The 23,410-nt window shown below is 74.2% G+C and carries 1 protein-coding gene; it reads right to left on the bottom strand.

The genetic code is table 11. From position 1 onward, the window contains the following. Nucleotides 1–13: 13 nt before the first annotated feature. Entirely contained in the window at nt 14–23,410 is a 23,397-nt protein-coding gene (locus B1H29_RS34760; RefSeq protein WP_079160630.1) for a type I polyketide synthase, read from the bottom strand.

Below are 23,410 nucleotides of genomic sequence, written 5' to 3'. Positions count from 1 at the left end.
ATCCTGGCTCGTCTCAGTGGTCGCCCAGGCGGCCGAGCTCGTTGTCGATGAAGGCGAGCACTTCGTCCGCGCTGGCCGATTCGAAGCCGTCGTCCGCGGTGTCGGCGGCCGCTGCCGGGGCGGAGCCGCGCACCGTGTCGAGCATCTGGCTGAGCCGGAGGGCGAGTCCCGCGCGGGTGATCTCGTCGGGGTCGCCGGCCGCGAGCAGCGCTTCGAGCCGGTCGAGTTCGGTGAGGAGCGAGGGACCCTGCGGTGCCTCGTCGTCGCCGACGAGTTCGGTGACGAAGTGTTCGGCGAGTGCGGTGGGGGTGGGGTAGTCGAAGACGAGGGTGGCCGGGAGGCGCAGTCCGGTCGCCGTGGAAAGGTGGTTGCGCAGTTCCAGGGCGGTCAGGGAGTCGAGGCCGAGTTCGCGGAACTCCTGGGTGACGTCGACGGCCTTCGGCGTGGCGTGGCCCAGGACGCGGGCGGCCTGTTCGCGTACCAGGTCGGTGAGGTGGCGGACGCGTTCGTCCGCGCCGAGCCCGGCGAGCTTGGCGCCGAGGGCGGCCGAGGCCCCGGCGGCGTCGGTGGCCGCGGCCGTGCGGCGGGCGTTTTTGACCAGGCCGCGGAAGAGCGGCGGCAGGTCCTCCGGGGCCGCCCCGCGCATGGCGCCGGGGGCGAGTCCGACCAGGAAGAGGAAGGACTCGTCGGAGCCGCGGGCGATGTCGAAGAGCCCGAGCCCCTGTTCCACGGCGAGGGGCGGCAGCCCGCCCGACTGCATGCGGCGCATGTCCGTGTCGGACAGGGTGCTGGTCATGCCGCCGTCGTGGGCCCAGGGGCCCCAGGCCAGCGAGGTGCCGGCCAGTCCCAGTGAGGCGCGGTGAGCGGTGAGCGCGTCGAGGAAGGAGTTGGCGGCGGCGTAGTTGCCCTGGCCGGGGCTGCCCATGACGCCCGCGATGGACGAGAAGGGCAGGAACGCGGCGAGGTCCAGGTCGCGGGTGAGTTCGTGCAGGTGCCAGGCGGCGTCGACCTTGGGCCGCAGGACGGCCGCGAGCCGCTCGGGGGTGAGGGAGGCGGTGACGCCGTCGTCGAGGATGCCGGCGGTGTGCACGACGGCCGTCAGCGGGTGTGCCGGGTCGATGTCCGCCAGCAGCTCGGCGACCGCGTCGCGGTCGGTGGTGTCGCAGGCGGCGACGGTGACGGCGGCGCCCAGGGCGCGCAGTTCGTCGGCGAGTTCGGTGGCGCCGGGGGCGTCGGGGCCCCGCCGGGAGGTGAGCAGCAGGTGGCGCATGCCCTCGCCGGCGAGGCGGCGGGCGAGGTGTCCGCCGAGGGCGCCGGTGCCGCCGGTGATGAGGACGGTGCCGTCCGGGTTCCAGCGCCGCGGCAGGGTCAGCACGATCTTGCCGGTGTGCTTGGCCTGGCTCATGTACCGGAAGGCATCGCGTGCCCGCCGCACGTCCCAGGTCTTCGTGGGCAGGGGCTTCAGGGCGCCCGTGTCGAAGAGTTCGAGGAGTTCGGTGAGGAGTTGCCGGTTGCGTTCGGGGCCGGCCTCGCCGAGGTCGAAGGCGCGGTAGGTGACGTCCCCGCCGACCGCTCCCGGGTCACGGACGTCGGTCTTGCCCATCTCCAGGAAGCGACCGCCCGCGGCCGTCAGCCGCAGCGACGCGTCCACGAACTCACCCGCCAGAGCGTTCAGCACCACGTCGACACCCCGGCCGCCCGTCACCTCCCGGAACTTCTCCTCGAATCCGAGATCACGCGACGACGCGATGTGATCGTCGTCCAGACCCATCGACCGCAGGACATCCCACTTGCCCTCACTGGCAGTGGCGAACACCTCCGCCCCCAGATGACGCGCCAGCCCCACCGCCGCCATGCCGACGCCACCGGCACCGGCATGCACCAGCACCGACTCACCCTTACGCAAACCCGCCAGATCACGGAACGCGTACAGAGCCGTCAGGAACACCAGCGGCACCGATGCCGCCTCCACGTCCGACCACCCCTCCGGCGCCCGGGCCAGGTAGTGCTGGTCTGCGACGACGACGGGGCCGAAGCCGCCCGGGACGGTGCCGAAGACGCGGTCGCCCGGCCGCAGAGCGGTGACGCCGGGTCCGGTCTCGGTGACGATGCCGACGGCCTCGGTGCCCATCGGGCCGGACTCGCCCGGGTACATGCCGAGGGCGTTGAGCACGTCGCGGAAGTTGAGTCCGGCGGCGGTCACGCTCATCCGGACCTGGTGCCGGCCGAGCGGTTCCAGTACCTCCGGGCAGGGGGCGAGGACCAGGTTGTCCAGGGTGCCCTTGCCCGCGGTGTCGAGCCGCCACGGCACCCCGGCGGGCGGCAGCAGGCCCGCGCCGGTGGCCGGCCGGTCCAGCCGGCCGACCCGGACGGTGCCCTCGCGGACGGCGAACCGGTCGTCCCCCGCGGCGAGCAGCCCCGGCAGGTACGGCAGGAGGGTCGCGGCGCCGTCCGGCGTGTCGAGGTCGGCCAGGACGAACCGGTCGGGGTTCTCCGACTGGGCCGAGCGCAGCAGGCCCAGGGCGGCGGCGGCCGCCAGATCCCGCACGCCGTCGCCGTCGCCGACGGCGAGCGCGCCGCGGGTGACGAAGACGAGACGGGTGTGGTCGAGCCGGTCGTGCGCCAGCCATTCCTGTACCAGCGCGAGGGTGCGGGTGGTGAGGGCGTGGACCGCGGCGGGCACGTCCGGGCCGGCGCCGTCCGGTCCGCCGTCGGCCGGTCCGCCGTCGGCCGGTCCGCCTTCGGCCTCGCCGCCGTACTCGCCCTGGAGCGGGACGAGGACGAAGTCGGGTGCGCCGGCGGGGTCCTCGGTGAGGTCGGCGAGGGAGTCCAGGGCGGTGCCGGTGCCGAAGACGTCGGCGCCGAGCGTGGCGGCCCGCAGTCCTTCGAGGGGCTTGGTCTCGGGCGCGGTCACCCAGTCGAGGCGGAACACCGGTTCCTGGCCGCCGCCGGTGACCGGGGCGCGCGGCACGCTGGGGGCGCGCAGGACCAGGGAGCGGGCGGAGAGCACCGGGGTGCCCTCGGGGTCGACCGCCGTGAGCGAGACGGACTCGTCGTCGAGCCGGACGGTGCGCACCCGCAGTGTGGTGGCGCCCGCCGCGTGGAGCGAGACGCCGTTCCAGGCGAAGGGCAGCAGCGGGTTGTCCTCGCTGCCGACGCCGAGGTACCCGTTGGCGTGCTGGACGGCGTCGAGCAGCGCCGGGTGCATCCCGAAGTACTGGGCGTCACCGGCGACGTCGTCCGGCAGGGCGACCTCGACGTACGCCTCGTCGCCGCGGAGCCACACCTGGCGCAGGCCCTGGAAGGCGGGTCCGTACTCGGTGCGTTCGTAGCTGCCGTCGAAGCCCGCGGACACGGCGCCGGCGGGCGGCCACTCGGGCACGTCGAACTCCGTGGTGTGTTCCTCGGCGGCGAGCAGGCCGGTGGCGTGCAGGGTCCACGGGCCGTCGGTGGCGTCGCCGGGGCGGGAGTGGAAGGCGATGCTGCGGGAGCCGTCCTCGCCGGGGGCGCCGAGCACGACCTGCAGCGCGGTGGGCACCTTCTCGTCGAGGATCATCGCAGTGGCGAGGACGAGTTCCTCGACGCGGGCGCAGCCGACCTGGTCGGCGGCGCGGACGGCCATCTCCAGATAGCCGGTGCCGGGCATGACGACCGTGCCGCCGACCTTGTGGTCCAGCAGCCAGGGGTGGACCTGCATCGAGATCTGGCTGGTGAACAGGGCGCCCTCGGAGTCGGCGAGCGGGACGGCGGCGCCGAGCAGCGGGTGGTCGGCCGGGATCAGGCCGGCCGAGGTGACGTCGCCGGTGAGGGCGGCGGGGCGCGGCCAGTACCGCTCGCGCTGGAAGGGGTAGGTGGGCAGTTCGGTGCGGCGGGCTCCGGTGCCGTCGAACCAGGCGGCCCAGTCGACCCGGACGCCGGAGACGTGCAGCCGCGCGAGCGCGGTGAGCAGCGCGCTCTGCTCGTCGCGGTCCTTGCGCAGGGCCGGTACGGCGACGGCGTCCAGGTCGGTGTCGAGGCCGCGCTGTGCCAGGGCGGTGAGCACCCCGCCCGGGCCGACTTCGAGGAAGGCGTTGGCTCCGGCGCCGGTCAGGGCGTCGATGCCGTCCGCGAACCGGACGGTGCCGCGCACGTGCCGCACCCAGTACTCGGCCGAGCGGAGCAGCCCCGGTTCGGCGAGCGCGCCGGTCACGTTGGAGACGACCGGGATGCGCGGCTCGGCGTACGTCAGTCCCTCGGCGACCTCGCGGAACGCGTCGAGCATGGGCTCCATGAGCGGTGAGTGGAAGGCGTGGCTGACGGACAGGCGCCGGGTCCTGCGGCCGTCGGCCTCGAAGCGGGCGGCGACCGCCAGGACCTCGTCCTCGGTGCCGGCCACGACGACGGAGTCGGCGGCGTTGACGGCGGCGAGGCAGACGCCCTCCGTCAGCAACGGGCGGAGCTCGTCCTCGGTGGCCTGTACGGCGACCATCGCACCGCCGGCGGGCAGTTCCCGCATCAGCCGGGCACGGGCCGCGACCAGCGTGCACGCGTCCTCGAGCGACAGCACACCCGCCACGTGCGCGGCCGTGATCTCGCCCACCGAGTGACCGGCCACGAACTCCGGCCGGACACCCAGCGACTCCACGAGCCGGTAGAGGGCGACCTCCAGGGCGAACAGCGCCGGCTGCGTGTATCCGGTGTCGTCGAGGAGCTCGGACTGCCCGAACATCACCTCCCGCAGCGGCTGTTCCAGCCCCCCGTCCAGCCGCGCCAGTACGGCGTCCAGCGCCTCCGCGAACACCGGGAACCGGGCATACAGCTCCCGCCCCGTCCCCGCACGCTGCGAACCCTGCCCCGAGAAGAGGACGGCGCAGCCACGGTGGGCGGCCCGGCCACGGGCGACCTCGACCGGTGCGGCGCCGGGCGCGGTGAGGAGCACGGCACGGTGGTCGAGGAGCGAGCGGCCGGTGGCCAGGGAGTAACCGACGTCCAGCGGGGAGGAGTCGGCCAGGCCGAGGACGTCGGCGACCTGGGCGTCGAGGGCCGTTTCCGACTTGGCGGAGACGGGCCACGGGACCGCGTTCGCGCGGACGGCGGGTCCGGTCGCGGGTGCCGCGGTCCCGGTCGCACGTGCGGCGGGTGCGGTCGGCCGCGAGGTGTCCTCCTCGGGCTCGGGTGCCTGCTCGATGATGGTGTGCGCGTTGGTTCCGCTGATGCCGAAGGACGAGATGCCCGCGCGCCACGGGCGGTCCGTCTCCGGCCACGGGGCCGGCTCGGTGAGCAGGCGCACCGAGCCCGCCGCCCAGTCGACGTGCGTGGTCGGACGGTCCACGTGCAGGGTGCGGGGCAGTTCGCGGTGGCGCATCGCCATGACGGTCTTGATGATGCCGGCGACGCCTGCGGCGGCCTGGGTGTGGCCGATGTTCGACTTGATGGAGCCCAGCAGCAGCGGACGCTCCGCATCCCGGTCGCGTCCGTACGTGGCGAGCAGCGCCTGCGCCTCGATCGGGTCGCCGAGCGGGGTACCGGTGCCGTGCCCCTCCACGGCGTCCACGTCGGCCGGGGTGAGGCCCGCACTGGCCAGCGCCTGGCGGATGACCCGCTGCTGGGACGGGCCGTTGGGCGCGGTGAGGCCGTTGGACGCGCCGTCCTGGTTGATCGCCGAGCCGCGGACCACGGCCAGCACCTCGTGCCCGTGGCGACGCGCGTCGGACAGCCGCTCGACGACGATCAGACCGACGCCCTCGGACCAGCCGGTGCCGTCGGCGGCGTCCGCGTAGGCCTTGCAGCGGCCGTCGGTGGACAGGCCGTTCTGGAGCGTGAATCCCGAGAAGCTGGAAGGCGTGCTCATCAGGGTGACGCCGCCCGCGACGGCGAGGTCGCACTCCCCGGCGCGCAGGGCCTGCATGGCCCAGTGCAGGGCGACCAGGGACGAGGAGCAGGCGGTGTCGACGGTGACCGCCGGGCCCTCCAGGCCGAAGGTGTAGGCGAGGCGGCCGGAGACGACGCTGGCGGCGAGGCCGGTGCCGGCGTGGCCCTCCAGGTCCTCCCGGGAGTTCATGACGAGGGTGGAGTAGTCCTGCCCGTTGGTACCGACGAAGACGCCGGTACGACTGCCGCGCAGACCTTCGGCGTCGATACCGGCGCGTTCGAAGGCCTCCCAGGTGGTCTCCAGCAGGAGCCGCTGCTGCGGGTCCATGGCCAGCGCCTCGCGCGGCGAGATCCCGAAGAACGCGGCGTCGAAGTCGGCGGCTCCGTCGAGGAAGCCGCCCTTGAGGGTGGCGCTGCGGCCCCGGCCGTCCGCTCCCCCGGTGGTGAGGGTGGCGAGGTCCCAGCCGCGGTCCTCGGGGAAGGGCTCGATGCCGTCCCGTCCCTCGCTGAGCATCCGCCACAGGTCCTGCGGGGAACGGACGCCGCCGGGCAGGCGGCAGGCCATGCCGACGATCACGACCGGGTCGTCGGTGAGTCCGGCGGCGGTCACCGCGTCCGCACCGGTGGTGTCCTGCTCGCCGAGCAGTTCGGCGACCAGGTGTTCGGCGAGTGCCTGGGCGGTCGGGTAGTCGTAGACGGTGGTGGCCGGCAGGCGCAGGCCGGTGGCGAGGGCGAGCCGGTTGGGCAGTTCGATCGCGGTCAGCGAGTCGAAGCCGAGGTCGCGGAAGTTGCGGTCGGGTGCCACCGCCTGCGGGCCGGGGTGGCCGAGGACGGCCGCCGCGTGGGTGCGGACCAGGTCGGTGACGAGGCCGGTGCGCTCGGCGGCGGGCAGCCCCCGCAGGCGCTGCGCGAGGCCCGACGCGGCCGTCTCGGTCTCCTGGCGGGCGGCCTCGGCGTCCGCGAGGGCCTGCCGGGCGTCCGGCAGGTCGCGCAGCAGGGCGCTGCCGCGGATGCCGATGAGGGTGTCGAGGACCTGCGGCTGACGCGGGTCGAACACGACGGGCGCCGGCTCCGGCCGGGTGACGGCCTGCCGCAGGGCGGCGAGGGCCAGGTCCGGGTGGACGGCGGGGTGGCCGACGGCACGGTGGGGGCGGGCGGCGGCGGTTCCGTCGTCCGCCGGGCGGGCTTCCCTCGTGCCGGGGACGGCGACGGTGGTGGCCGCGGTGGCGTCGTCCGGGCCCTCCTCGCTCCACGCTCCCCAGGCGACGGAGGTCGCGGGCAGCCCCTCGCCTCGGCGGCGGCGGGCCAGCGCGTCGAGGACGGCCGTGGCGGCGGCGAGGCCGGCCCGGCCGGCGGTGCCGACCGTGCCGGCGATCGAGGAGCAGAGCACGAACGCCGTCAGGTCCAGGTCGCGGGTCAGTTCGTCCAGGTGGACGGCGGGTGCGGTCCTGGCCCGGTGCAGCGCGGCGAACCGCTCGGGGGTCAGGTCGTCCAGGACTCCGTCGTCGACGATACCCGCGGCGTGCACGACGGCGGTGAGCGGAGTGTCGCCGGGGATGTCCGCCAGGACGGCGGCGAGCGCGTCCCGGTCGGCGGCGTCGCAGGCGTGGAGGGTGACTTCGGCGCCGAGAGCGCGCAGTTCGGCGGCGAGCTCCGCGGCGCCGGGCGCGTCGGGGCCTCGTCGGCCGACGAGGACGAGGCGGGCGGCACCGGCGGCGGCCAGCCAGCGCGCCACGTGGGCGCCCCGGCCTCCCGTTCCGCCGGTGATCAGGACGGTGCCGCCGGGCTGCCAGCCCGCGTCGGGCGCGGCCTGCGCGGCGGGGACCAGACGGCGGCCGAAGACCGCGGTGTCCCGTACGGCGACCTGGTCCTCGCCGTCGTGCCCGGCGAGGACGGCGGCGAAGCGCCGCGCGACCCGGTCGTCGAGGGTCCCGGGCAGGTCGATCAGCCCTCCCCATCGAGTGGGGTGTTCGAGGGCGGCGACCCGTCCGAGGCCCCACACGGCCGCCTGGGCGGGGTCGGTGAGCGGTTCGGAGGCGGCCACGGCGACCGCTCCCCGGGTCACGCACCACAGGGGTGCGGTGACTTCGGCGTCGAGCAGCGCCTGGAACAGTACGGCGGTCGCCACGGCCGGCACGCCGTGGTCGCCGGGCGTCACCGGTGCGGGCTCGGTGGGCGCCGTCAGGGACAGCACACCGGAGAGGGTGGTGCCGTCGGCCTTCAGGTCACGCAGCCGGACGGCCAGCGTCTCCCGGCTGTCGGTGCCGACGAGGAACGGTACGACGCCGGTTCCGACGGCCTCCAGCACCGAGGCCGCCCACGGGTCGTCCGCGAGGCCTTCGGGTACGACGGCCAGCCAGGTGCCGGCCGGGGCCGGGGACGAGGCCGGCGGCGACAGCGGCTTCCACGCCTCGTGGTGGCGGATCGCGTCGACCATCGCCTGGTCGCGCTGCCTGCGCCGCCAGGAGGACAGCGCGGGAAGCACGGCACCCAGGGTGTCGGTGTCCACGGAGAGGTCGGCGGCGAGAGCGCCCAGGTCCTCGCCCTCGACCGCCGTCCAGAACGCGGCGTCCAGCGGGTCCGCTCCCGTCGCGGGCGTGGTGGAGCGCTGGGCGTCGGGCCAGTAGCGGGACCGCTGGAACGCGTAGGTGGGCAGCTCCGTGCGGCGGGCTCCGGTGCCGTCGAACCAGGCCGACCAGTCGACGGTCACGCCGGACACGTGGAGCCGCGCGATTGCGGTGAGCAGCGCGCTCTCCTCGCCCTGCCGGGCACGCTGGGCGGCCTCGGCCACCAGACCGGCGTCCGCCTCGTGGATCCGCCGGGTCAGCGCGGTGAGGACGCCGTCGGGGCCGAGCTCCAGGAAGGCATCGGCTCCGGCCTCGGTGAGGACGCCGACCCCGTCCGCGAAACGCACGGTCTCCCGGACGTGCCGCACCCAGTACTCCGCCGAGCACAGCAGGCCGGCGTCGGCGAGGGCGCCCGTCACGTTCGAGACGACGGGAAGGGACGGCTCGTGGTAGGTCAGCCCCTCGGCGACCTCACGGAACGCGTCGAGCATCGGCTCCATCAACGGCGAATGGAACGCATGGCTCACCGACAGCCGCCGGGTCTTACGACCGTCGAACGCCTCCGCCAGGCCCAGGACCTCACCCTCCACACCGGCGACGACCACCGCGTCGGGACCGTTGACCGCGGCCAGGGACACACCCTCCGTCAGCAGCGGACGGACCTCCTCCTCGGCGGCCTGGACGGCGACCATCGCACCGCCCGCGGGCAGCTCCCCCATCAGCCGGGCACGGGCCGCCACCAGCGTGCACGCGTCCTCCAGCGACAGCACACCCGCCACATGCGCGGCCGTGACCTCACCGATGGAATGACCGGCCACGAACTCCGGCCGCACACCCCACGACTCCACCAGCCGATACAGGGCCACCTCCAGCGCGAACAACGCCGGCTGCGTGTAACCCGTGTCATCGAGAAGGTCGGACTCCCCGAACATCACCTCCCGCAGCGACGACTCCCGGTCCAAGTGCGCCAGTACGGCGTCCAGCGCCTCCGCGAACACCGGGAACCGGGCATACAACTCCCGCCCCATCCCCGCACGCTGCGAACCCTGACCCGAGAACAGCACCGCGAGCGACCGCTCCCCCGCACGCCCCCGCGCCACCTCCGACAACCCGCCGTCCACACCCGCCAGCAACACCGCCCGATGCTCGAACACCGAACGACCCGAAGCCAGCGAATACCCCACATCCAGCGCGGACACGGCCTCCAGCGACCGCACCCGCTCCACCTGACCCGGCAGCGCCTCCTCCGTCCGCGCCGACACCACCCACGGCACCACCGCGGGCACGACGGCGGGAGCCTCGGAGTGTTTGGCGTCGTCCGGGGCGTCGGGCGCCTGCTCGACGATGGTGTGCGCGTTGGTGCCGCTGATGCCGAACGAGGACACACCCGCGCGACGCGGGCGGCCGGTCTCCGGCCAGGCGGCCGTCTCGGTGAGGAGGCGCACCTCGCCCTCGGTCCAGTCCACGTGCGTCGAGGGCTCGTCGATGTGCAGGGACTTGGGAAGCATTCCGTGCCGGATCGCCATGACCGTCTTGATGACGCCCGCGACGCCGGCGGCGGCCTGCGCGTGGCCGATGTTCGACTTGATGGAGCCGAGGAGCAGCGGCCGGTCGGCGGGCCGGTCCTGGCCGTAGGTGGCGAGGAGGGCCTGCGCCTCGATCGGGTCGCCCAGGGTCGTGCCCGTGCCGTGCGCCTCCACCGCGTCCACGTCGGCCGGGGAGAGACCGGCGCCCGCCAGGGCCTGGCGGATGACCCGCTGCTGGGAGGGACCGTTCGGAGCGGTGAGACCGTTCGAGGCGCCGTCCTGGTTGACGGCCGACCCTCGGATCACGGCGAGCACCGGATGCCCGTTGCGGCGGGCGTCGGAGAGGCGCTCCACGACCAGCATGCCGACGCCCTCGGACCAGCCGGTGCCGTCGGCCGCGTCGGCGAACGCCTTGCAGCGGCCGTCGGGAGCGAGGCCGCCCTGCCGGGTGAAGCCGGCGTAGCCCATGGCGGTCGACATCACGGTGACGCCGCCGGCCAGGGCGAGGCCGCACTCGCCGGAGCGCAGGGCGTGGGCCGCCCAGTGGAGGGCGACCAGGGAGGAGGAACAGGCCGTGTCGATGGTGACGGCCGGGCCCTCGAGCCCGAAGGTGTAGGACAGGCGGCCGGAGATGACACTCGTGGCGAGACCGGTGGGGGCGTGGCCCTCGGCGTCCTCACTGGAGTTCATGACGAGGGTGGTGTAGTCCTGGCCGCTGGTGCCGACGAAGACGCCGGTCTGGCTGCCGCGCACGGTGGCCGGGTCGATCCCGGCGCGTTCGAACGCCTCCCAGGAGGTCTCCAGCAGCAGCCGCTGCTGCGGGTCCATGGCCAGCGCCTCGCGCGGCGAGATCCCGAAGAACCCGGCGTCGAAGTCGGCCACGTCGTAGAGGAAGCCGCCCTCGGCGGTGGCACTGCGGCCGTGGCCGCCCCGTCCGCCGCGCATGAGGGTGTCGAGGTCCCAGCCGCGGTCGGTCGGGAAGGCGGAGATGCCTTCGCGTCCGTCCAGGACGAGTTGCCAGAGTTCTTCCGGGGAGCTGACGCCGCCGGGCATGCGGCAGGCCATGCCGACGATGACCACCGGGTCGTCCGCCGTGGCCGGGGCGGTGGGGACCGCTTCGGCGCCGGCGGTCCGCTCCTCGTCCAGCAGGGCGGCGACCAGGTGTTCGGCGAGCACGGTGGGCGTCGGATGGTCGAAGACGAGGGTGGCCGGGAGCCGCAGGCCGGTGACGGTGGTCAGGCGGTTGCGGAGTTCGACGGCGGTGAGGGAGTCGAAACCGGCGTCGTGGAAGTCGCGTTGGGCGTCGATGGCCTTCGGCGAGGTGTGACCGAGGACGGGGGCGGCTTCGGCACGGATCAGGTTGACGACGTGGCGCACCCGCTCCTCCTCCCGCAGGCCCAGGAGGCGCTGGGTGAGGTCGGCGGCGGTGTGCGCGCCTCCGGCGGCGGTGGCGGCGGAGCGCCGGGTGCCGCGGACCAGGTTGCGCAGCAGCGGCGGCACTTCGCCGGGCATCCGGCTGTTTCCGGAGGAGGCGCCGATGGGCACGAGGTACGGCTCGTCGGACACCGTGGCGGCGTCCCACAGGGCGAGGCCCTGGTCGACGGTGAGAGGCGGCGCGGCCGAGGCCGCCATTCTGCGCTTCTCGGCTTCGGTGAGGGTGCCGGTCATGCCGCTGTCCTGGGCCCAGGCACCCCACGCCAGCGACAACGCCGGCAGCCCCGACGCCGCACGCGACTGCGCCAGCGCGTCCAGGAAGACATTCGCCGCCGCGTAATTGCCCTGCCCCGCACTGCCCATCACACCCGACACCGACGAGAACAACACGAACGCCGCCAGATCGGCGTCCCGCGTCAACTCGTGCAGATGCCACGCCCCGTCCACCTTCGGACGCAGCACCCCCGACACCCGCTCCGCCGACAACGACGACACCACACCGTCGTCCAGCACACCCGCCGTATGCACCACCGCCGTCAACGGACGCGCAGGATCGACCCCCGCCAACACCCCCGCCAACGCCTCACGGTCAGCCACATCACACGCCACCACCGACACCGACGCACCAGCAGCCGCCAACTCCTCACGCAGATCCTCAGCACCAGGAGCGTCCAGACCCCGACGCGAGGTCAGCAGCAGATGCCGAACACCCCGCTCCCCCACCAGATGCCGCGCCAGCTCCCGCGCCAGACCACCCGTCCCACCCGTGACCAGCACCGTGCCCTCGGGATCCCACCGCCGCGGCATCGTCAGCACGATCTTCCCCACGTGCTCAGCACGGCTCATGAACCGGAACGCCTCACGCGCCCGCCGCACATCCCACGTCCGCACCGGCAACGACTCCAACGCACCCGCGTCGAAGAGGGCGAGCAGTTCCTCCAGCATGTCGTGCGTCCGGTCGGGGCCGGCTTCGCCGAGGTCGAAGGCGCGGTAGGTGACGTCCCCGCCGACCGCTCCCGGGTCACGGACATCGGTCTTGCCCATCTCCAGGAACCGGCCGCCCGCGGCCGTCAGCCGCAACGACGCGTCCACGAACTCACCCGCCAGAGCGTTCAGCACCACATCGACACCCCGGCCACCCGTCACCCCCCCGAACTTCTCCTCGAAGCCCGTGTCACGCGACGACGCGATGTGATCGTCGTCCAGACCCATCGACCGCAGGACATCCCACTTGCCCTCACTCGCGGTCGCGAACACCTCCGCCCCCAGATGACGCGCCAACCCCACCGCCGCCATCCCCACACCACCGGCGCCCGCATGCACCAGCACCGACTCACCCGCACACAACCCCGCGAGGTCGACGAGTCCGTAGTAGGCGGTCAGGAACACCAGTGGCACCGACGCCGCCTGATCATCGGTCCAGCCGTCGGGGACCCGGACCAGGAACCGTTCGTCGATCAACGCCTCGGTGGCGAGTCCGCCGGGGACCATGCCCATGACGCGGTCGCCGGTCCGCAGACCGGTGACGCCGGGCCCGGTCGCGGTGACCACACCGGCGGCCTCGGCACCGAGCAGCCCCGCCTCGCCGGGGTACATGTCCAGCGCGTTCAGCACGTCGCGGAAGTTCAGGCCCGCGGCCCGCACCTCCACCCGCACCTGACGCCCCTGCGGGCTCTCCAGCAGGTCGGGGCAGGGCACGAGGGTGAGGGCGTCGAGGTTGCCCTTGGCCGTGCTGTCCACCCGCCACGGACCCTGGTTCGGGGGCAGCAGGCCGGGACCGGCCACGACCCGGTCCAGCCGGCCCAGCAGCACGGTGTCCTCCCGCACGGCGAACTGTGCGTCCCCGGCCGCGAGGAGCGGGGAAAGGCGTGGAAGGACCGCCTCGATCCGGGCGCGCTCGTCCAGGTCGACCAAGGCGAAGCGGGTGGGGTTCTCGGAGTGCGCCGCACGCACCAGGCCCCACACGGCCGCCCCGGCGAGGTCTTCGACCCCCTCGCCCCCGGCGGCCCCGACCGCGCGGCGGGTGACGAACACCAGCCGCGCCGACGCGAACCGGTCCTGGGCCAGCCACGTCTGCACGAGGGCGAGCGCACTTGCGGTCAGCGTGTGCGTGGCCTGCGGCACGTCGTCGCCGTGGTCGCCGCCGGACAGCGGTACGACGACGATGCTCTCGTCGCCCGTGAGGCCGGACAGGGCCTCGGCGGAGCCGTCCGCTCCGCCGAGGGTCACGACGGCGTGACGGGGTCCGGGGCCCGTCTCGGTCGTCTCGGTCGTCTCGGGGGCGGGCGTCCAGTCCAGGCGGAGCAGGGAGTCCAGTTCCGGCCGGCGGCTCGTGGGCGCCTGGATTGCGGCGGGGACCCGCAGCACCAGGGAGTCCGCCGACAGGACAGGGGCTCCCTCGAGGTCGACGGCTTCGATGGAGACGGAGTCGTCGCCCGTGCGGGCCACGCGGAAGCGCACGACGGCGGCGCCGCCCGCGTGGAGGGACACGCCCGCCCACAGGAAGGGCAGCAGTTGGTGTTCGTCGTCGAGCCCGGCGAAGCCGACGGACTGGACGGCCGCGTCCAGGAGCGCCGGGTGCATGCCGTAGTAGCCGGCGTCGTCCACCTGGGCGGGGAGGGCGGCCTCGACGAACGCCTCGTCGCCGCGCTTCCACACGGCCCGGATGGTCCGGAAGACGGGGCCGTACTCGGTGCGGTCGTAGAAGCCGTCGAGGTCCACGGCGACGGCGCTGCGGGGCGGCCAGACGCTCGCGTCGAAGCCGACGGCGCGCGCACCGGTGCCGAGCAGACCCGACGCGTGCTCCGTCCAGGTCTCCTCCGGCGCACCGGCCGGCCGGGAGTAGAGACTGACCTTGCGGCCGCCGGACTCGTCGGGCGCGCCGACCCACACCTGTACGACGGCCGCGGCGTCCGCGGGCAGCAGCAGCGGGGTGGCGAGGGTGAACTCCTCCACGCGGTCGCAGCCGACCTCGTCACCGGCGCGGACGGCCAGTTCGAGGAAGCCGGTGGCCGGGAACAGCACCATGCCGCCGCCCACGGTGTGGTCCGCGAGCCACGGGTGCGTGGTGAGTGACAGGCGTCCGGTGAACAGGACGCCCTCGGAATGGGCGAGCGCGGTGGCGGCGCCGAGCAGCGGATGCTCGGCGGGCCGCAGACCGGCGCCCGTGACGTCCCCGGTGTGGGCGGCGGGGCGCGGCCAGTACCGCTCGTGGTGGAAGGCGTACGTGGGCAGCGCGACCCCGTGCGCACCGGTCCCCTCGAAGCACGGCGTCCAGTCGACGGTCACGCCGGACACGTGGAGCCGCGCGAGCGCGGTGAGCAGCGCGGTCTCCTCGTCGCGGTCCTTGCGCAGCGCCGGAACGGCCACCGTGGCGTCGTCGGCCGTGTCCAGGGTGCCGGCCGCCATGGAGGTGAGGACGCCGTCGGGGCCGAGCTCCAGGAAGGCGTTCACCCCGGCCCCGGTCAGGGTACGGACCCCGTCCGCGAAACGCACGGTCTCCCGGACGTGCCGCACCCAGTACTCCGCCGAGCACAGCAGGCCGGCGTCGGCGAGGGCGCCCGTCACGTTCGAGACGACGGGAAGGGACGGCTCGTGGTAGGTCAGCCCCTCGGCGACCTCACGGAACGCGTCGAGCATCGGCTCCATCAACGGCGAATGGAACGCATGGCTCACCGACAGCCGCCGGGTCTTACGACCGTCGAACGCCTCCGCCAGGCCCAGGACCTCACCCTCCACACCGGCGACGACCACCGCGTCGGGACCGTTGACCGCGGCCAGGGACACACCCTCCGTCAGCAGCGGACGGACCTCCACCTCGGCGGCCTGGACGGCGACCATCGCACCGCCCGCGGGCAGCTCCCCCATCAGCCGGGCACGGGCCGCCACCAGCGTGCACGCGTCCTCCAGCGACAGCACACCCGCCACATGCGCGGCCGTGACCTCACCGATGGAATGACCGGCCACGAACTCCGGCCGCACACCCCACGACTCCACCAGCCGATACAGGGCCACCTCCAGCGCGAACAACGCCGGCTGCGTGTAACCCGTGTCATCGAGAAGGTCGGACTCCCCGAACATCACCTCCCGCAGCGACGACTCCCGGTCCAAGTGCGCCAGTACGGCGTCCAGCGCCTCCGCGAACACCGGGAACCGGGCATACAACTCCCGCCCCATCCCCGCACGCTGCGAACCCTGACCCGAGAACAGCACCGCGAGCGACCGCTCCCCCGCACGCCCCCGCGCCACCTCCGACAACCCGCCGTCCACACCCGCCAGCAACACCGCCCGATGCTCGAACACCGAACGACCCGAAGCCAGCGAATACCCCACATCCAGCGCGGACACGGCCTCCAGCGACCGCACCCGCTCCACCTGACCCGGCAGCGCCTCCTCCGTCCGCGCCGACACCACCCACGGCACCACCGCGGGCACGACGGCGGGCTTCGCCGCCAAGGCGGCTTCCGGAGCGTCGGCGGGTGCCGCCGTGTCCGGTGCGCCGATCGGCTCGGGGCATTCCAGGATGACGTGGGCGTTGGTCCCGCTGAGGCCGAAGGACGAGACACCCGCGCGCCACGGACGGTCCGTGTCCGGCCACGGAGCCGGCTCGGTCAGCAGGCGCACCGCGCCCGCCGCCCAGTCGACGTGCGTGGAGGGCCGGTCCACGTGCAGGGTGCGGGGCAGCTCGCGGTGCCGCATCGCCAGGACCATCTTCATGACGCCCGCGACACCGGCGGCGGCCTGCGTGTGCCCGATGTTCGACTTGACGGAGCCCAGCAGCAGCGGACGCTCCGCGTCCCGGTCACGCCCGTAGGTGGCGAGGAGGGCCTGCGCCTCGATCGGGTCACCGAGCGTCGTGCCCGTGCCGTGCGCCTCCACGGCGTCCACGTCGGCCGGGGTGAGGCCCGCGCTCGCCAGGGCCTGGCGGATGACCCGCTGCTGGGAGGGGCCGTTGGGCGCGGTGAGGCCGTTGGACGCGCCGTCCTGGTTGATCGCCGAGCCGCGGACCACGGCCAGCACCTCGTGCCCGTTGCGCCGCGCGTCGGACAGCCGCTCCAGGACCAGCATGCCGACGCCCTCGGACCAGCCGGTGCCGTCGGCCGCGTCGGCGAACGCCTTGCACAGGCCGTCGCCGGCCAGCCCGCCCTGCCGGGTGAAGCCGGAGAAGTTCATCGGGGTCGACAGCACGGTGACGCCGCCCGCGAGGGCGAGGGAGCTCTCCCCGCTCCGCAGGGACTGGGCGGCGAGGTGGAGGGCGACCAGGGAGGAGGAGCAGGCGGTGTCGACGGTGACCGCCGGGCCCTCCAGGCCGAAGGTGTACGAGACTCGTCCGGAGATGACACTGGTGGCGAGGCCGGTGCTGGCGTGGCCCTCGACGTCCTCGCGGGAGTTCATGACCAGCGTGGCGTAGTCCTGGCCGGTGGTGCCGACGAAGATGCCGGTGGCGCTGCCGCGCAGGTCGGCGGGGTCGATGCCGGCGCGTTCGAACGCCTCCCAGGAGGTCTCCAGCAGGAGCCGCTGCTGCGGGTCCATGGCCAGTGCCTCGCGCGGCGAGATCCCGAAGAAGGCGGCGTCGAATCCGCCGACGTCGTGCAGGAAGCCGCCGCGGCGGGTGGCGCTGACGCCCCGGGCGTCGTGGCCGCCGCCGAAGAGGGTGTCGAGGTCCCAGCCTCGGTCGGTCGGGAAGGCGGTGATGCCGTCTTCGCCGTCGGCGAGCATGCGCCACAGGTCGTCGGGGGTGGTGACGCCGCCCGGCATCCGGCATGCCATGCCGACGATGGCCACGGGGTCGTCGGCCACGTCGGCGGTGACGACGGGGAGGGGCTGGTCGCCGTGTTCGTCGAGGAGTTCGGCGACGAGGTGGGTGGCGAGGCCGTCGGGGGTCGGGTAGTCGAAGACGAGGGTGGCCGGGAGCCGCAGGCCGGTGACGGTGGTCAGACGGTTGCGGAGTTCGACGGCGGTGAGGGAGTCGAAGCCCAGCTCGCGGAACTCCCGGCCGGAGTCGACGGACTTGGGTGAGGCGTGGCCCAGTACCGCGGCGGCCTCGACGCGCACCAGCTCGACCGCGAAGCGGACGCGCTCGTCCGCGGGGAGGTCGAGGAGCCGGCGGGTGAGGTCGGCGGCGGTGCTCGCGCCGCCCACGGCGGTGGCGGCGGAGCGCCGGGTGCCGCGGACCAGGTCGCGCAGCAGCGGCGGCACCTCGCCGGGGATGCGCATGTCTCCGGTGGATGCGCCGATGGGCACGACCAGGGGCTCGTCGCAGAGGGTGGCGGCGTCGAAGAGGGCGAGGCCGCGTTCGACGGGGATGGGTGCGGCGCCGGAGGCGGCGATGCGCTGCATGTCGGCTTCGGTGAGGGTGCCGGTCATGCCGCTGTCCTGGGCCCAGGCACCCCACGCCAGCGACAACGCCGGCAGCCCCGACGCCGCACGCGACTGCGCCAGCGCGTCCAGGAAGACATTCGCCGCCGCGTAATTGCCCTGCCCCGCACTGCCCATCACACCCGACACCGACGAGAACAACACGAACGCCGCCAGATCGGCGTCCCGCGTCAACTCGTGCAGATGCCACGCCCCGTCCACCTTCGGACGCAGCACCCCCGACACCCGCTCCGCCGACAACGACGACACCACACCGTCGTCCAGCACACCCGCCGTATGCACCACCGCCGTCAACGGACGCGCAGGATCGACCCCCGCCAACACCCCCGCCAACGCCTCACGGTCAGCCACATCACACGCCACCACCGACACCGACGCACCAGCAGCCGCCAACTCCTCACGCAGATCCTCAGCACCAGGAGCGTCCAGACCCCGACGCGAGGTCAGCAGCAGATGCCGAACACCCCGCTCCCCCACCAGATGCCGCGCCAGCTCCCGCGCCAGACCACCGGTCCCACCCGTGACCAGCACCGTGCCCTCGGGATCCCACCGCCGCGGCATCGTCAGCACGATCTTCCCCACGTGCTCAGCACGGCTCATGAACCGGAACGCCTCACGCGCCCGCCGCACATCCCACGTCCGCACCGGCAACGACTCCAACGCACCCGCGTCGAAGAGTTCCAGGAGCTCGCGCAGCATCGCCTGGATGCGTTCCGGTGCCGCTTCGCCGAGGTCGAAGGCGCGGTAGGTGACGTCCCCGCCGACCGTCCCCGGGTCACGGACGTCGGTCTTGCCCATCTCCAGGAACCGGCCGCCCGCGGCCGTCAGCCGCAGCGACGCGTCCACGAACTCACCCGCCAGAGCGTTCAGCACCACATCGACACCCCGGCCACCCGTCACCCCCCGGAACTTCTCCTCGAATCCGAGATCACGCGACGACGCGATGTGATCGTCGTCCAACCCCATCGACCGCAGGACATCCCACTTGCCCTCACTCGCGGTCGCGAACACCTCCGCCCCCAGATGACGCGCCAGCCCCACCGCCGCCATGCCGACGCCACCGGCACCGGCATGCACCAGCACCGACTCACCCTTACGCAAACCCGCCAGATCACGGAACGCGTACAGAGCCGTCAGGAACACCAGCGGCACCGACGCCGCCTCCACGTCCGACCACCCCTCCGGCACCCGGACGAGGTAGCGCTCGTCGATGAGGGCGGTGTCGGCGAGTCCGCCGGGGACCATGCCCATGACGCGGTCGCCGGTCCGCAGGCCGGTGACGCCGGGCCCGGTCGCGGTGACCACACCGGCGGCCTCGGAGCCGAGGAGCCCGGCCTCGCCGGGATACATGTCCAGTGCGTTGAGCACGTCGCGGAAGTTCAGGCCCGCGGCCCGCACCTCCACCCGCACCTGACGCCCCTGCGGGCTCTCCAGCAGGTCCGGGGACGGTACGAGGGCGAGGCCGTCGAGGTTGCCCCGGTCCTCGCTGTCGAGGCGCCAGGGCAGGCCGGCGACGGGGAGGAGACCCGCTCCGCCGGTCAGACGGGCGAGCCGGGCGACGCGGACGGTGTCGTCGCGGACGACGAACTGGGCGTCCCCGCCGGCCAGCAGGCCGGGCAACTGCGCGGTCGCCGCCGCGAGGTCCGTGTCCTGATCGAGGTCGAGCAGGGCGAAGCGGCCGGGGTTCTCGGCGTCCGCGCTGCGCACCAGGCCCCAGACGGCGGCGGCGGCGAGGTCGCGCACCGGCTCCCCGAAGTCGGCGGCGACGGCTCGGCGGGTGACGAACACCAGGCGGGACGGGGCGGCGGGGTTCAGCTCCAGCCACTGCTGCACGAGGTCCAGGGCGCGTGCGGCGAGCGCGTGGACGGCGGACGGCGGGCAGGCCTCCGCGCCGTCGCCGCCCGCCGTGCCGTCCAGCGGTACGAGGACCAGTTCGGGCGCCGGTGAGGCGCTCACGCACGCGGCGAGCGTGGGGTGGTGGGCCGCGCCGGGGGCGGAGGGGCCGCCGTCGAGGGTGGTGCAGCGGACGGCGGGGGTGGTGGCGGTTTCGGGCGCGGGTGTCCACCGGAGCCGCAGGAGGCCGTCCTGTTCGCCGGTGCGCGGGGCGGGCGCCTGGATGGCGGAGGGGACGCGGAGGATCAGGGACTCGGCGGAGAGCACGGGCGCGCCCTCGACGTCGACGGCGGCGATGGCGACGGAGTCCTCGCCGGTGCGGGTGACGCGGACGCGGACCACGGAGGCGCCGCCGGCGTGCAGCGACACCCCGGACCAGGAGAACGGCACGAGTTGCTTGCCGTCGCCCAGTCCCGCGAAGCCGACCGCCTGGACGGCCGCGTCCAGCAGGGCCGGGTGCATGCCGTAGTACTCGGCGTCGTCGACCTGGGCGGGCAGGGCGACCTCGACGTACGCCTCGTCGCCGCGGCGCCAGACGGAGCGCAGGCCCTGGAAGACGGGGCCGTACTCGGTGCGCTCGTAGAAGCCCTCCAGGTCGGCGGCGACGGCGTTGCGGGGCGGCCAGACGCTCGCGTCGAAGGCGGCGACGCGCTCGCCCCCGGTGAGGACGCCGCCCGCGTGCTCGGTCCAGCGCTGCTCGGGGTCGTCCACACTCTGCGAGTAGACGGTGACCTTGCGGGCGCCGTTCTCGTCGGGTGCGCCGACCCACACCTGGACGAGGGCTGCGGAGTTCTCGCTGAGGACGAGGGGCTTGGCGAGGGTGAGTTCGTCGACGCGGTCGCAGCCGACCTGGTCGCCGGCGCGTACGGCGAGTTCGAGGAAGCCGGTGGCGGGGAAGGCCACCATGCCGCCCACCGTGTGGTCCAGGAGCCAGGGGTGGGTCTGGGCGGAGAGCCGTCCGGTGAACAGGACGCCGTCGAGTCCGGCCAGGGAGACGGCGGCGCCGAGCAGCGGGTGTTCGGCGGAGACGAGTCCGGCGGCACTCACGTCGCCGGCGGCGGCCATCAGCACCGGCCAGTAGCGCTCGTGCTGCCAGGCGTAGGTGGGCAGGTCGGTGCGGCGGGCGCCGGTGCCGTCGAAGAGCGGCGTCCAGTCGACGGTGGCGCCGGCCACGTGGAGGCGGGCGAGCGCGGTGAGCAGGGCGCGTTCCTCGGCGCGGTCCTTGCGCAGCGCCGGTACGGCGACGAAGCCGGCGGTGCCGTCCAGGGTGCGGGCCGCCAGGGCGGTCAGGGTGCCGTCGGGGCCGAGCTCCAGGAAGGCGTCGGCTCCGGCGTCGGCGAGGGCGTGCACGCCGTCGGCGAAGCGGACGGTCTCGCGCACGTGCCGTACCCAGTACTCGGCCGAGCACAGCAGCTCCGGCTCGGCGACGGCGCCGGTCACGTTGGAGACCACGGGGACGACGGGCTCGTGGTAGGTCAGCGCTTCGGCGACGCGGCGGAACTCCGCGAGCATGGGGTCCATCAGCGGTGAGTGGAAGGCGTGGCTGACGGCCAGGCGCTGGGTCTTGCGGCCGGTGTCGCCGAAACGACGGGCGAGGGCGAGCACTTCGGTCTCGGGGCCGGCGAGGACGACCGCGTCCGGGCCGTTGACGGCGGCGAGGGACACGCCCTCCGTCAGCAGCGGGGTGACCTCGTCCTCCGTCGCCCGCACGGCGACCATCGCGCCGCCGGCGGGCAGTTCGCGCATCAGCCGGGCGCGGGCCGCGACCAGCGTGCAGGCGTCGTCGAGGGAGAGGACGCCCGCCACGTGCGCGGCCGTGATCTCGCCGACCGAGTGACCGGCCACGAACTCCGGGTGCACGCCCCACGACTCGACGAGCCGGTACAGGGCGACCTCCAGCGCGAACAGGGCGGGCTGGGTGTAGCCGGTGGTGTCGAGGAGTTCGGCCTCGGGCGTGCGGCGGCCGGCGAAGACGACGTCCCGCAGCGGGTGTTCGAGCTCGCCGTCGAGCCGTTCCAGTACGGCGTCCAGGGCCCGGGCGAAAACGGGGAACCGGGCGTAGAGCTCCCGGCCCATGCCGGGGCGCTGCGAGCCCTGGCCCGAGAACAGCACGGCGAGCGTGCGCTCGACGGCACGGCCGCGTGCGACCTCGGACGGCACCCCGTCCACACCCGCCAGGAGCACCGCCCGGTGCTCGAACACGGAGCGGCCCGACGCGAGGGAGAAGCCCACGTCCAGGGCCGGGGCGTCCGTCAGCCGGGTGATCCGGGAGAGCTGTTCCGCCAGCGCCTCCTCGGACCTGCCCGCGACCGGCCACGGCACGACGGCCGGGGCGGCTTCGGGGGCGCCGGGTCCGGTGGTGTCCTCGGGCACCGGGCGGGCCTCCTCCAGCACGACGTGGGCGTTGGTGCCGCTGATCCCGAAGGAGGAGACGCCGGCGCGGCGCGGGCGGCCGGTCTCCGGCCACAGGGTGGGCTCGGTGAGGAGGCGGACGGCCCCGGAGGTCCAGTCGACGTGGCGCGAGGGCCGGTCGGCGTGCAGGGTGCGGGGCAGCTCGCCGTGGCGCATGGCCATGACCGTCTTGATGACGCCCGCGACTCCGGCGGCGGCCTGCGCGTGCCCGATGTTCGACTTGACGGAGCCGAGCATCAGCGGCTGTCCGGGGTCGCGGTCCCGGCCGTAGGTGGCGAGGATGGCCTGGGCCTCGATGGGGTCGCCGAGGGGGGTGCCGGTGCCGTGGGCCTCGACGGTGTCGACGTCGGCGGGGGTCAGCCCGGCGGTGTCCAGGGCGCGCTGGATGACGCGCCGCTGGGAGGGGCCGTTGGGGGCGGTGAAGCCGTTGGAGGCGCCGTCCTGGTTGACGGCGGAGCCGCGGATGACGGCGAGGACGGGGTGGCCGTTGCGGCGGGCGTCGGACAGGCGCTCCAGCAGCAGCATGCCGACGCCCTCGGACCAGCCGGTGCCGTCGGCGTCGTCGGAGAAGGCCTTGCAGCGGCCGTCGCCGGCCAGGCCGCCCTGCCGGCTGAACTCCATGAGGGAGCCGGGTGCGGACATCACGTTGACGCCGCCGGCCAGGGCGAGGGTGCACTCCCCGGCGCGCAGGGCGTGGGCGGCCGTGTGCAGGGCGACGAGGGAGGAGGAGCAGGCGGTGTCGACGGTGACCGCGGGCCCCTCCAGGCCGAGGGTGTAGGACAGGCGGCCGGAGGTGGCGCTGGCCGCGATGCCGGTGCCGATGTCGCCGGTGGCGTCGGACAGGGAACGCACCAGCAGGTAGGCGTAGTCCTGGCCGTTGGTGCCGACGTAGACGCCGGTGGAGCTGCCGCGCAGGCTGCGCGGGTCGATGCCGGCGCGTTCCAGGGTCTCCCAGGAGGTTTCCAGGAGCAGTCGCTGCTGGGGGTCCATCGACACGGCCTCACGGGGCGAGATGCCGAAGAAGGCGGCGTCGAAGTCGGCGGCCCCGTCGAGGAATCCGCCCTGCTGGCTGACGGCGTGGCCGCGGGCGTCGACGCCGGCGTCGCGCAGGGCGTCCAGGTCCCAGCCGCGGTCGGTGGGGAAGCCGCCGATGGCGTCGGTGCCGGAGGCGACGAGCTGCCACAGGTCTTCCGGGGAGCCGACGCCGCCGGGGTAGCGGCAGCCCATGGCGACGATGGCGACGGGTTCGGTGGCAGCCTCGGTCAGTTCCCGGTTCTGCCTGCGCAGGCGCTCGGTCTCCTTGAGGGAGGCCCGGAGAGCTTCGACGACTTTTTCGCTGGGCGTGGTCAT

Source organism: Streptomyces pactum, from assembly GCF_002005225.1.
In the GTDB taxonomy this organism is placed as follows: Bacteria; Actinomycetota; Actinomycetes; order Streptomycetales; family Streptomycetaceae; genus Streptomyces; species Streptomyces pactum_A.
This window is presented reverse-complemented; position numbering and strand designations above follow the sequence as displayed.

Coding starts and splice junctions, on each gene's coding strand:
- B1H29_RS34760 (WP_079160630.1), bottom strand. CDS start 23,410: ATGACCACGCCCAGCGAAAAAGTCGTCGAAGCTCTCCGGGCCTCCCTC.